Consider the following 12,629-nt stretch of genomic DNA (forward strand, 5'->3'; position numbering starts at 1 on the left):
CCTAATTCCAGGGCTCTTCTTTTTTATTTTAATTTCGCTTCGATTTTCGCTTTCGTTTCCGGTCCGTAAATGCCATCAGGATTTAGTCCATTCATCAACTGGAACCGTCTGATGGCATCAGCTGTTTTCGGTCCGTAATAACTATCTATCCCGAAGTTTTTAGCTTTTTTATCCGGATAGAAATGTAAAGCCGCCAGCGCTGTTTGAATCTGCTCAACAGCAGCACTGTGCATCAATGGGCTTTTCACTTTAAAGATGCCAGAGGGCAGATTAAAGGATGATTTCTTTTTGCTTGAGCTTGGTTTTTTCACTGCCTTGGACGAAGTTGTTTTCTTGCTCGATGTTTTGCCGCCAAGTGCTTTTAATTCAGCATCAATAGCCGCTTTAACCTCATTCCAGCGTCCCTCGTCTAAAATACGATGCGGGCAATACTTTCCGCTCCAATCTTGATGCTTTCGCACACGATCAATACCCCAGCCGCGTTCTTTAAGCAGCTGCGCCACAAACTTGATTGCCAACTTTTCAGCAGCATAGTATTTAGGCCCTCCTGACTTGCTGTAGCAGATTTCTACGCCAATAGACTTACGGTTCCCGGGACCATTTGTGCCGTCTCCTGTATGCCATGCATTGCGATTTGTAGGGATACCCTGCCGCACCTCTTTATCATCGACTGCAAAGTGAAAGCTTGTCGAGCTTGTATTCCCGATCATATAGCTGATCTCGTTAGCAGCTGACGCATCGTTGGCTGTATTGTGGATGGTAATGTATTCAGCGTCCATGTGATTAGGGCATTTCAAACCGTATTTTGCTTCTGATACAAAATTCTTTTTCACTGTGATTGTCATAAATGTTCTCTCCTTTATTTTTGATATAGAAAAGGCCGCCGGTTTTATCCAGCAGCCTGTTCGTCTTTATCATTTGTTTGTTCGTTGTCATTTTCGATTACGTGAAGCCGATCAGTAATGGCCGCTGGAATCTTAACGCCGATCTGTGCCAGGTTCTCCGTAATGGAAAGCCCTTCATTGGCGATATAAAAAAGAACGGTTCCAAATGTCAGGACACCGTTCAGATTGAGGATTGTATCTACGATATTTGCCACAATGACCACCAAAAAACTGAGCATCTTACGTACATAACCGAACCAAGCGCTCCGGCTGCGGAGCTCCTTAAACTTCCACGCTTTCACCACACCGGTAAGGATATCAATGATGTTTAGCACCAGCATTAAATCAAGATATTTCACACCCCCAAACAGATAAACTCTCGCTAAATCCAATGTTTCAAAATTAATAAACACCGTTGTCTCCTCCATTTCTTGTTATCACCTCCTTAGAGGCAAAAATAAAAACGCCTATTAAGCGTTTATCCTTCTTTATTTAGCCCCAGCAGGTTCGCTAGTTTCCCCAGAAGGGGCGTCGCTGGGAGTCGGGTAATCTTTTCCCGTTACTTCTTTGTATTGATCTGTCGTAATCCATCCAATATCAACATACTTTTTTATGTCATCGTCTGTGTAGCATTCCCATTTATAGAATTGCTTGATATCTTCTAAATCCGGATAAAGAGACATTTAACTCTCCCCTTTCAGATCATTAATTGCCTGCTGCAGTTGTGCTATTATAAGTGCCTGTTCAGCCTCTCTTTTTCGTCGATCAGCATTTTCCTTTTCTGCTGCAGCTATTTGCAATGTTAGCTTTGCATTTTGGATTTTAAGAATATCAATCGGAGACTGTTCCCGTTCACTGGCTGCCTTTTCATATAGTTGAGCAATCTCTTCTTTTGTAGCTTCTTCTGTCCACGCCTGATCTTCTGGGTGATACTTTGGTTTAACAAACGATGGGGGCTGAATGGTTGTGCAATTTTCAGGAACACTATAAATTCCTTCTTCATCCGGCTCAATTGTTAGAGGAACCGTAAAAAAGAAGTTTTCATCATATCCATAAACCTGTTTCATGACACACTTCCCTCCTGAAATCCTATTACAGCGTCAATATAGTAACCACCTACAAACTTACTTGGGTCTACAGGATTAGAATATTTAATTTTAAGATCACCATTTTCATAAATAACAAGGTTAGCCGTTCCGCCAGTTCCGCTGAGTGCTACCGAAGCCACTGCGCCACCGACAGGTACAGACGAAGCAGGAATTGAGCCAAAAATGATCTCAGGTTCTGTTTTGATATGACCACGAATCAACAATAAAGGTCCCCACCGCGCATAAATTGCTGTTCGTGTGCCAACTGTAGCACCGTTTTTCAAAGTGATATTCGCATAAGTAACAGCTCCATTCCATTTCGCTCGTTCGGCTGCGGATGTATGTCGTTCCTGATTGTAATTGTGTTGTCTAAACTCTACTAAAGAAGCTTGCTGCACATTGTCTACATTCCCTAGTCCTACTTGCTCCTTTGTTACTTCATGTGGGTTGTCTTTTCTGCCTTCGTGTGTGTCTGTATATGCTCTTGCATTGGTTTCAGCAGAGTTCCATTTGTTTCTTTCAGTAGTTGTCACATGCCTTACTACATCCTCTGTGTGTAAATCAAATTCTTTTTTTGTAGCCTGTTTTTCATTTAGGACATTCTCAAGTCCCACTTGATCTTTCGTCACTTTGTGTGGATTAGATGTATCAATAATGTGTGTGTCTGTATATGTCTTTGCATTCGTTAACGCTTCGTCAGCCTTCGCTTGAGCGCCTTCCTTTGTCTCAATCTTCTCTAAGTCCTCAAATTTCTTCCGTAAATCTTCAATAGTTTGGATAGTTTCATCATATAGCTTATTAATCATCACTTTTAGCTTTTCAAATTCATCAATGTAATACTCAGCTACCGGAACAATATCTCGATCAACTAAATTTCTTACAATCTCGAATGTAAATTCATGGGCTGATAACGCTTGTTTGTTCACATAATAGAGATTTAAAACAGCCTCCACTTTCCCATAGTGCTTGATCTCATCATTGGACAAAACATATTCAGCTATGCCGTTAATCTTGTCCACGATTGATAGGGAACGATCAGAACGGCTGCCGTCTGAAAAAAACATGGTGAGAACAAGATTGACACCCGACAAAGGCAATGAGACGCCATTTTTAGTGAGCTTGAAAATGAGTTTGGCCGTTCCTTTATCCTGTGTAGACATTTGAATATTTGTTCGAATAACGGCTTGAGAATAAGATGTAATATCAAAGTTCAATGTAGACTGTCTAAAAATCATGAACCCATCACCGTTTTTTCTTCTGTCATTTGCTGCATTTTTTCCGTAAGCTCTTTAAGCTGCTGTTTCAAGTCTGCAAGTTCTTCATCTGTGTTCGGCTTGACTTGAAATTCAACTCGTTCACCCTGTTCATTCTCAAGCCACACGTTTTCAAAATTCACACCCTCAAGTAGAATCACTCTGCTGCCGTCCTCTCGGAAGCCAGAGACACTTTTCCTATCTTCTGATAAAAAGGCAGAGGCAACCTCCACTCGATCTTTTCCCATTACAATAAACATCTGCAGCCCTCCTTAATAAACGTCTTTCGCATCTGTTTTTGAATCAGATGAATTATCTACAATACCGCTGATTGTCCAATTTCCGCGACAGTCATTACCGAAGCGAACAACTTCTCTCACTGAGCTTGTAATATAAATACCGGCTCTGGCTAAATTCGTGATTGTCGAAATAGAGCGACACGTATTGTTTGATACTTTGATCCGTTTTGATCCGTTTGCGATTCGAATTGCTTCATATTCACCATGTTTACTGTTACCGGCACCCGTAATCAAATTCCCCTCCACAATAGAAAAATAGACATGAGACTGTTCAATCCCATATCTGGCAGGTCTTCGTATAATATTGTTTGAGGTGATAAGATCAGAGCACCCACCGAATGCCGCAATTCCATCACGGCCAACAAAACTAATGATATTTGCTCCCGATGTATTAATTCCTATGCAGTCATTTAAGCGCACGCCATCACCGGAGATATCTGAAATAAGATTTCCTGTTATGACTCCACCACGAATGGCATCCAACCTAATTCCGGCCTGATATGAACCACCGACACCATCAATGAGATTCCCCGTAATGACAACATTGCGGCCAATCCCTTCATCATTGATAAAGCCTCTAACATAAATAGCTTCATTCTTTACTGTGTCATAGATTTTATTGCCTGATATCGTAATATCATAAAAATCTTGAGACTTAGACAGCTGTTCGAATTTATCATTTTTTGTATGCCCTTCATTAGTTGGATCAATTGCACTTATAGTGATTCCATAGTGACATTTCCTTAGGGTGTTTCCTGTGACGCTTGAGTGCTTCCAGTTGTACCCTCTTATGGCCCATCCGGTTGTCCCATCGAAAGTGTTGTCTCTAACAGTGATATTCTCATGCCAATACCCAATCGTAGATGAATGAGAACCGACACCCCGCGGCCACGCCTGAGTACCAGGCGTTCCAGATGCCCCAAAATAGCAGCCTGTCACTTTGCCGTCTCGGCACACTGTGAAATCATATTCACCAAACGCACCAAACACTCCTGAACGTTGCGCTAAGTCAACTTGAATGGCTTCTGAAAACGAACGCGTGCCGTCTGGATCAAAGAATCCTAGAAAATCGCTATCAATACACCCGAAACGCTCACATGCGTTAAATTCAATGCCGTGATAACTTCGAACATCTTTGATAATCACATTCTTCACATAAATATTGCGACCATGGCCGAATGAAAATGCGTTAGTTCCACGTTGAATATGCAGCCCACGACAATCCCAAACCCCGCCCTCAATAATGATATTTCCGTTACCCTCGTAACCGTGATAATTTACAGTACCATCACCATTGACACCCATATATTGCCCGTAATAATTGAGCATTTTGGCTCCGTGAGCGCTAACTTTCGTATTTGCCCAAAAAATTAGAGGTGCTTCAAGCTTAAATGTGCAGCCGTTCGGTATATAAATGTGAACTCCATCACCATTCTTAGCTAAATCAAGAGCCTTCTGAATCATTGGGGCTGAATCAATTTCGCCGGTGGGGTCTGCCCCAAATTCCAACACATTCACTTGCGGCAGCATGTCCAGTCGTCTATTTAAGCGCCGGAAGTCATAATCTACCCGGTCTTTTGCGGTTTCATGAACCGTCGCATCTTCGGCCACTCTTAATGCAATCAGTTCTTTGATATTTGTCCCGTCTGCCTCCGTGATAATGTTAGCCAAGGTGTTCCTCAAGTTTTTGAGCATGTTCTCGACTGTTGTTAAATCATGCGTGATTTGATCAGAACGGTGTGCCTTGCTATCTCTTTTATGTAAAGATAGTTTTTGGTCAAGCCCATTAATAGCAAGTTCTGAAAGCCTCGCATTTTCATTAAGAGTATCCACTAGGCCGGAGGCTGGGTCCAATGTATGGTTTTTATCTAAATAAATCGCCACTTATTTCACTCCTCCATGAATCCGTTAATCAAAACCGTGACTTTAGAGTTATCGGGTAATACATACGGGTTAACTTGCTGTCCATTTTGATAAAAAGTCACAATAAATTGATCTGTCGTTTTCTCTTTGTAATCCACTGACACAGCGATCCCGTTTTGTTTCAATAACGATGAAGGCTCAGAAGAAACGTATTTGATATTGATTTCATCATCAGTATTGAGCGCAATCTCTTTTTCTAATGTGGTTGTAACCCCACCGCCAGAAGGTACTGACCATACTCCCCCCACATATTGCAGAGTATATGGGAAGGTTTGAGCGTAATTACTTTGCTGGCTGTTTAAAATAGCTTGCTGCAACTCATTTTTCACTGCTGAAATCTGTGCAGAATACTCATTTTTTATCGCCCTTAACGACCGTTCTGTCTCTTTGGCACGCCTTCTTTCTTCGGCAATTCGATCCTCAGGTGTTTTCCTCCCACCGTTAATCGTTAAGCTTGGCGCTTGTGTTAAATCATTCGGATTGTATGAAACGGCTGTAATTCTTATTGAATCCTCAAATGTAACGCCGTTTAAAGCAGTCTCAGCAAAAACCTCTATTGTATCGCCTTTTTCTACTGGTTCTTCAATTTCAAGAAGCTCAAAAACCTCATTGTAGTTAACTGAATAGCTTGTTTCAGCGTAAGGATTCACCTTGGTTTTCAAAACCTTGATCATGTCCGCTTCTTTTGTGATGGAATCGTCTGTGTAATTAGGAGCCCATGAAGGCTTACCCTCGATCAAATACTTTTTTTCATCCGGGTGAATGTAGATGACCGGAGGGAAAACGTATTCCTCATTTTCATTCTTGAATGAACGATAGATTGTAAAAATATCCCCGCGTAACAGGTACATGACCGGCGCTGCACCTTTTGTACCCTTGGTATTAGGATTTTTACTGTCTTTTCCTTTGAATGTCGCTACGACCTTATGAGTTTTGCTATCTAAGCCGCGAATTACATCGAATGTTTTTTCTTTTGGATCAGAATCACTATAGGCCGAGATTGTTTTGGTTTGGTCATCTATTTTAAATTCCCATTTACCTCCGAGTTTGGAGACAAGTGTTTTGAATTTGAATCCTGTCCCTGTAAACGAAAAAGTGAAGGTAGCGCCTATTTTTTTGGTGTAATCTGCTTTCAACGTTGAATCATAAGACCATTCACCTGTTTTAGATTCATAAGATATAGACTCATCACCGAGAATGTCTTTTTCTTCTTTCTTCTTGCCGTACCCTTTTATTCTGGTATAGGTGTTATCCTCTGAGGTTGTGATTTGTAAGGACGTCAGATTGACACCCGAATGCAGCTTTTTCTTTAATTTCTTTCCGATTTTTGAATAGACGTAAATGGTTGTATTATCAACATCCAATTCCACTGAATAAGTTGAAATGATATCGTTCATCAATTCCAACGAATATTTATTCCCAAAACCCTCAAGTTTCTGAGAAGAAATATTTTCAGCATCTTTCATAATTACATGAGTAAATCCGCTGTCCCTCAAGGCGAATTTTAAGGCTTCATCTAGAGACTTTTCGCCGCTGATTGCTCCGCTTATATAGTGCTTTCCAAGCCGAAAGACATATATATGAGTTGCTGTTATGTCCTTTGCCAGCTGCTCACCTTCTTGTCTGAGAGTCGGAGCATTAATAAAATACCGTTGGCTTTTGTGCTTAATTTCATCAACCAGAATAAAGTTTCTGCCCACTAAGGCATTGAATGGAATTACATTGTTTGGAGTGAGAGTGATTGAAAACGTCAAATCCTTTGTCCCGTCAATACTATCAGTCAATACCGCGTCCACATCAGGAATTAAATACGGTGTATTGTTCATCTTGTCCATAACATACATAACGCTCATAAGGCTCACCCCCTATTTGTAATAAAAATGAGTTATAAACTTGAATTGACTATAAGTTGCATTAACAATTTTAAATTTGTTTTTTCCTGGAACTAATGATGGAAAAGAAGAGCCTTTTGTTGTAATAATTGACGAGCCTTTTAATACGTAATGTTTAAGTATAGTCAGCTTATTCTTTTTAGATTGGCTTCCAACTATGGTAAAGCTTTGGCCTGTAGTCTCGTTCAAAATTTGTATGTCTTTTCCCTCTAGATACATTTCAACGTTATATTTGTGTTCAATAGGAGATATCTCTGTATCTCCAAAGTTGTATACTTCAAAACTTGATTTGTTTTTGAAGGTAAATACAGGCTTATCAATTAGCCCCATATTCATGCCGAGACTCCAATTGCCAATTTTAAAAGGCACCGACGTATCATAAAGTGATTCTGCCAGCCCTTGAATATCAGTCAGTGTGATTTCTTGCTCTTTCCACGTTTTGTTAGAGTCTTGTTCTAAAGTAAAACCATCATCCCCCGTTACAAGCCACCTTTTGTTAGGTTGGTACGTGTAACCGATATAAAAAGGGTCTTCCCTTGTGAAAAGTCTGGACAGATCATCCCTGATCAAGTGAAAATGCTGCGAATTTCGCGCATCTATAAGCAGTTTCACAACAACTTTACGCTCCGCATACCGCCCCTTATTTCCTTTTCTCGGCATCAAAAGACCGTTCCGCAACGGATGGGTGTTAGATGTATTTCTTTCGAATCTCGCTGATTCCGGCTTAAAAGAAAGAAGTGAGACACCCGGCAGGCGCTCACTTATATATGTTCCATCTGGCAATATTAAATCTAGTTCTTTCATTGGCTTATAATGCTCCTTGCAGAAGGATTTTCTGATTCACAATTCTTTCAGACCTCATCCCTATTGCATCCCCCAAGGTATTCACATCGACAACCGCTGTAATTCCGCCTTTGACCGAATTTACAATGGTTTTGAGGAAACTGTTTTGCTCCTGCAGTAATGCAATTTGAGCGTCTTGGCGCTGCGTAATCGGTTCAATTGAAGGGATTTCCGGAACAGTTTGTGATAAAACGCCAAGTTCCGCCCCGGCTCTAGCCCAAATTCCGATACCGCGCTCACGATATTTAGGATCAGTCGTGATAATATGCTCGTCGTAACCTCGCTCATTCAATGCAGCAAGCTTTGTACCGCCGGTTCCCGGAGACGTCCCGCCCATGGCATAGCCCACATATGGACCGCCCTTTGACATAGAAACGAGCCCCGGATGGTTTAAGATGCCGCCATATCTTCTATTGAGGTAGTTGATTGCAGCCAACACCTGATCCACCGGATTTTTGATATTTCCGTGCCCCGGCTCCTTGTAGGCGTTGAAAGTGCTCGGAATAAATTGCATAAGCCCCTGTGATGGGTGCCCAGCCTTCCAGTTTGAATCCCATGTATTTACGACATTCGGGTTGCCTCCTGATTCTTTCATGGCAATTGTCTCTAGTGCAGAAGCATATTGAGTCCCAAGCCCTTTTATAGATAGAGCCTCCGCAACCCACTTTTTCACGGCAGCAGAGCCGCCCCCGCCGCCAGTAAAGAATGAACCAATAGAGCCCATAAGGTTATCAACGCCGATACGCGCCAGCTTGCCAATGGCTTTTAATGGGCTTCCGCTGTTTTTGGTGAACCAGCTGGGAATTAACTTGTCTGCAATGCCGAACATGCCAGAAGCTTTGTCCCATAAATATTCCGAGCCTTTCATGATCCAGTCAAAATATTTACCGATACCGCCCTCATACCCCGGAAAACCGTAATTTTTCAAGAGTCGTTCCGTGTGTTTATTTGGAAGAACAGAAGTACCCGGGCGAAGATTCCGCAATTCCGGCCCGTTATCGCCTGATAGATAAGTACCAACTCCCGGCTCATGAATCAACTCGCGCCCTTTTTCACTTGTGATAGCAAGGCCGCCCGGATGCCCGGAGGCTGACGTTCCTTTGGCGTATGCTCCTATCTGGTTGCCGCCTAATGACCGGCCGGCAGTTTTTGGCGCTGACTTTTTCTTGGATTCTTTAGGCTTTGATTTCTTATCGTCGCCTGAGAATAGACCTTTGATCCAGCTCCAAGCGCTGTCAACTTTGTCCATCATCTTGTCCCAGCCGTTTTTTACGTCGCCCGTTTCTGTGTCGATCTCGTCAGCGTGCTCCCCGGCTTGCGCCTTGGCTTCCTTGACAACTTTTTTGTGCATTTTCTCTGCAGCGTCAATCGAATCTGTTTTCTGGCGCTTTGCCTCTTTGATCATCTTGTCCGCTTGTTCAACACTGATAGAGCCGGTGACATCCCGCTCATATTCGATTGCCTTTTTCGTCTCTTTGTATTTCTTTTTCGCTTCTTTGACAGAGCCGTCACGGGCTTTTATGCTGTTTTTGATTGTGTCTGCAGCTTGCCGCGCTGTGATATTGGATGACTCGTTTTTGAGCCGGCCGAGAATCATTTTTTGTTCAGCTTCGTTCTTACTCATTGTTTTAACAGCAGTATTCATCATGGTCTTTTGAATAGAATTGATTTTTTCTTGTTCTGACTTCGTCAAAGACCGCTTTTCATTGCTGGCTTTGGTTAAAATCGCTTTGATTTGATTTTGTGCATCGTTGACCTTTTTCGTTTGGTCATCCTGCTTTTTCTTCACATTATCAAGAATGGCTTGCTGCTCTTTATTGCTCAAAGTCTTACTGCTGGAAAGGAATTTGCTAAGGGATTGATAGCTCTCATTTCCTTTCGTCTGGATAGTCGTTTTGATTTTATCGCCCATCTGACTAAAATTCTTGCTGATATTGTCCGCAGCTTCTTTCGAAACCTTTTGCCCTGACCAATTCAGCTGATTCAATTGAGCAGTAGCCTTATCGTTTAAGTTTTTGTAACCCAAAACAGCTTTTGTCGTGGATTTTGAGACGCTATCCCCGAAACTATCAAGCGTCGGGATTGTTTCCTCTTTCATATGCTTATAGAGCTTGTATCCGCCTTCTGCAAGCAAGGAAACCCCTGTGATAGTCAAGCCCACAGGACCGCCCAAAGCACTGAAACCAAGGCGCGCAACGCCGGCAACACGGGCAACACTTCCGAAGCTTTTCACAAGGCCCAACGCTTTGCCGCCTAATCCGGCCAGTTTCCCGGTTGTTTGTGCTGCCCCGGTACTTAATGTGGTAGCCGCGGTGCTCGCTGTCTTTGCTTTTCCTCCAAAGCCGAGAAGTCCTGTTCCAGCAGAGGCAGCGTTTTTCCCGAAGCCAAGAAGTCCTTTTCCGCCCTTTAAAATCTCAGGGAGAAACATAGTAGCGATGCTGAGGACATTGCCCCATTTCCCGCCGTATGCAGACATAGCCCCGGAAGCCGCCACAGTCGCGGTATTCATTCCTCTCATGCCCCGAGTGGTCCGGGTAACTGCAGCGTTACCTTTTGCCAAGCTCACAGAGGCAGCAGTGTTTGCCGCTGCCAGCTGAGCTGTAGAAGTACGTGTCAATGCTGCCTCTGCACGATAACGACCAAACGCAGCCGCGCCTCGTCCCATAGCGCCTACAAGGGTGCTGACACTTGAAACAACCGCGCCTAATGCAATGACAACTGGAGGGAATGCCGCAGCCACCAGACCGGCTATAACAACGGTATTCTGCATGGACGGTGAAAGATTCTGAAACCACTCAGTAAAATCGCCAATCATTTCACCTGTCTTTTGCAAAGCCGGTTCAATCTTATCCAGCAGGATTTCACCAACTGGAATCAGGTTAGTTTGTAACTCGCGCATGTCCTTTGTCACACGGTCACCGAAGTTGTCTTTTAATGACTGACTGGCCTTTTTCGTGGCTCCGTCTACGTTGTCGAAACTGTTCTTTACATTCGCAAGCGCAGAGACGCCTTTTTGTCCTAAGTCCTCAAATTGAGTACCCATAATAGACTGACCGATCACATAGGCTTCGCTTTTGTTTTTCATGCCGTCAATGTCTTTCATAACAGCAGAAAAAACCTCATCGCCGCCTTTGCCGGTCTTTTTGAATTCGGCGTACAACTCTTGTGTGCGTTTGGACAGTTTCCCCATAGCGTCATCCGCCGTCCCATCGGACAAACGGATATTCATTTCCTTGATTAAATCGCCAACCTTATCCAGCTGAAAGGCTCCGGATTCTGCGCCAGCCTCGAAAATAGAAAACATCTGCTCAACTGAAAAGCCTGCAGCAGAGAATTGATTCGAATATTCATTGATAGAATCTAGAAACTCGTCAGAATAGTTTAAGCCCTTCTGGAAACCGGAGGTAATCAAGTCCATAGATTTATCAACGGACAGATTATCAAAAGAGTTTTGCATGGCGTTGACTGACTTTGTGATGTCATTGCCCTCCTGGTCAAACGACTCAGCAATTGTCATCGTGTCTTTCGTCACTCTTTGAACAGTCTCGCTCGATGCATCACCCAATGATTCAATGTTTCTGCGGACGATGCTAATTACGTTTGTAACGTCGCCAACGTCCTCGCCGAAACCCTCTTTCCATAGATTTGTTGCTGCTTTTGTGGCTTCCTCAGCTTCTTGTTTTGTGAGCCCCATTTGCGCTTGAATTGATCCCTGCGCTTTTTTTACGTCTGAGGCTGATTTAATTGCCATAAGCCCCAGCGCTCCCATCGGTGCCGTAATTCCGGCAAAACCAACGGTCCCGATTGTTTTCATTCGATTGGCCTGTTTTTCTAAATCTTCGCCGTATTCCTTTAAAGTCTTTCCGGCTTTTGTCCAAGCAGAGTTTTGTGTATTGATTTCAACCGTAGTACGCTCTAAGGCTTGACCAAGTCGATTATAATTAGCGACTTCTTGGTTGATTTTCTCAGCAAGATCAAGGGCTGCTTTTGTGTTTTCACCTTTCTCGGCCGCCAGTTGATCATATTTTTTCTTGAGTTGCTCAATCTTTGAACCCTGTAATTGATACAGTTTTGAAAGCCCGTCTTGTTTCTGACGTAACTTATCAGAAGCATCACCTAACTGACCAAATTGGGAGGCGGAGGCTTTCATTTCACTTCGTACGAGCTTCATTTTCTCAGTGATATTTTCCATGCTGCTCGATACGCCGTTGTCATCGACACCGAGACGCATAATCATATTTCCTAGATTTTCGGTAGCCATTCCCTCACCTCCCCGTTAGAATACATGGTCAATCGGTACTACTTGGGCTTGTTCCCAAGATTTTTTTCGCTGTTCTACCGGATCATTCTTTTTCGCTTGATGCTCAAGCAGCTCAACATAAAAAGGATAGTCGCTGTTATCAATGTCATGCAGCGTCCATCCTTGCTTTAATAAATCCAAATATAT

Annotated in this window: 11 protein-coding genes; all 11 read right to left on the bottom strand. The window is 43.0% G+C overall.

Going from position 1 to position 12,629, the window contains the following annotated elements; translation table 11 throughout:
* Positions 1-23: 23 nt before the first annotated feature.
* Genes NYE22_RS21785 through NYE22_RS21835 form a run of 11 tightly spaced genes read right to left on the bottom strand, consistent with a single transcriptional unit; the run spans position 24 to position 12,623 of the window.
* Positions 24-845 carry an N-acetylmuramoyl-L-alanine amidase gene (locus NYE22_RS21785; protein ID WP_342412163.1) on the bottom strand — a complete coding sequence of 274 codons (822 nt, stop codon included), beginning with the start codon at positions 843-845 and terminating at the stop codon, positions 24-26.
* 44 nt (positions 846-889) lie between these two features.
* Complete coding sequence (locus NYE22_RS21790) at positions 890-1,312, bottom strand: holin family protein (RefSeq protein WP_151267868.1); 423 nt, start codon at positions 1,310-1,312, stop codon at positions 890-892.
* 60 nt (positions 1,313-1,372) lie between these two features.
* Complete coding sequence (locus tag NYE22_RS21795) at positions 1,373-1,567, bottom strand: XkdX family protein (protein ID WP_041345133.1); 195 nt, start codon at positions 1,565-1,567, stop codon at positions 1,373-1,375.
* On the bottom strand, positions 1,568-1,951 hold the full coding sequence (locus NYE22_RS21800) for a hypothetical protein (protein WP_342412164.1): 384 nt from the start codon (positions 1,949-1,951) through the stop codon (positions 1,568-1,570).
* Positions 1,948-3,207, bottom strand: coding sequence for a phage baseplate upper protein (locus tag NYE22_RS21805; RefSeq protein WP_342412165.1), 1,260 nt, complete (start codon positions 3,205-3,207; stop codon positions 1,948-1,950). The genes NYE22_RS21800 and NYE22_RS21805 overlap by 4 nt, the downstream gene beginning before the upstream one ends.
* On the bottom strand, positions 3,204-3,485 hold the full coding sequence (locus tag NYE22_RS21810) for a hypothetical protein (protein ID WP_255238363.1): 282 nt from the start codon (positions 3,483-3,485) through the stop codon (positions 3,204-3,206). Before NYE22_RS21810 ends, NYE22_RS21805 begins: the two co-directional genes overlap by 4 nt.
* 12 nt (positions 3,486-3,497) lie before the next feature.
* Positions 3,498-5,408 carry a right-handed parallel beta-helix repeat-containing protein gene (locus NYE22_RS21815; RefSeq protein WP_342412166.1) on the bottom strand — a complete coding sequence of 637 codons (1,911 nt, stop codon included), beginning with the start codon at positions 5,406-5,408 and terminating at the stop codon, positions 3,498-3,500.
* A 5-nt stretch (positions 5,409-5,413) separates the two neighbouring features.
* Positions 5,414-7,300 (bottom strand): phage tail protein, encoded by a 1,887-nt coding sequence (locus NYE22_RS21820; RefSeq protein WP_342412167.1) that lies wholly within the window; start codon positions 7,298-7,300, stop codon positions 5,414-5,416.
* 12 nt (positions 7,301-7,312) lie between these two features.
* Positions 7,313-8,143 carry a phage tail domain-containing protein gene (locus NYE22_RS21825; protein WP_128993368.1) on the bottom strand — a complete coding sequence of 277 codons (831 nt, stop codon included), beginning with the start codon at positions 8,141-8,143 and terminating at the stop codon, positions 7,313-7,315.
* Positions 8,144-8,147: 4 nt separating this feature from the next.
* The gene (locus NYE22_RS21830) at positions 8,148-12,443 is read right to left on the bottom strand and encodes a phage tail tape measure protein (RefSeq protein WP_342412168.1); all 4,296 of its coding nucleotides are present in this window, start codon (positions 12,441-12,443) and stop codon (positions 8,148-8,150) included.
* Between the two features lie 15 nt (positions 12,444-12,458).
* A complete protein-coding gene (locus NYE22_RS21835; protein WP_164972451.1) occupies positions 12,459-12,623 on the bottom strand; it encodes a hypothetical protein in 165 nt (54 codons plus the stop codon).
* Positions 12,624-12,629 lie beyond the last annotated feature (6 nt).

Source organism: Bacillus sp. FSL K6-1560 (assembly GCF_038592935.1).
GTDB lineage: Bacteria > Bacillota > Bacilli > Bacillales > Bacillaceae > Bacillus > Bacillus subtilis.

Bases quoted from the DNA above. Each gene is read 5' to 3' on its own strand.
- NYE22_RS21785 (WP_342412163.1), bottom strand. From the start codon at position 845: ATGACAATCACAGTGAAAAAGAATTTTGTATCAGAAGCAAAATACGGT.
- NYE22_RS21790 (WP_151267868.1), bottom strand. From the start codon at position 1,312: ATGGAGGAGACAACGGTGTTTATTAATTTTGAAACATTGGATTTAGCG.
- NYE22_RS21795 (WP_041345133.1), bottom strand. From the start codon at position 1,567: ATGTCTCTTTATCCGGATTTAGAAGATATCAAGCAATTCTATAAATGG.
- NYE22_RS21800 (WP_342412164.1), bottom strand. From the start codon at position 1,951: ATGAAACAGGTTTATGGATATGATGAAAACTTCTTTTTTACGGTTCCT.
- NYE22_RS21805 (WP_342412165.1), bottom strand. From the start codon at position 3,207: ATGATTTTTAGACAGTCTACATTGAACTTTGATATTACATCTTATTCT.
- NYE22_RS21810 (WP_255238363.1), bottom strand. From the start codon at position 3,485: ATGTTTATTGTAATGGGAAAAGATCGAGTGGAGGTTGCCTCTGCCTTT.
- NYE22_RS21820 (WP_342412167.1), bottom strand. From the start codon at position 7,300: ATGAGCGTTATGTATGTTATGGACAAGATGAACAATACACCGTATTTA.
- NYE22_RS21825 (WP_128993368.1), bottom strand. From the start codon at position 8,143: ATGAAAGAACTAGATTTAATATTGCCAGATGGAACATATATAAGTGAG.
- NYE22_RS21830 (WP_342412168.1), bottom strand. From the start codon at position 12,443: ATGGCTACCGAAAATCTAGGAAATATGATTATGCGTCTCGGTGTCGAT.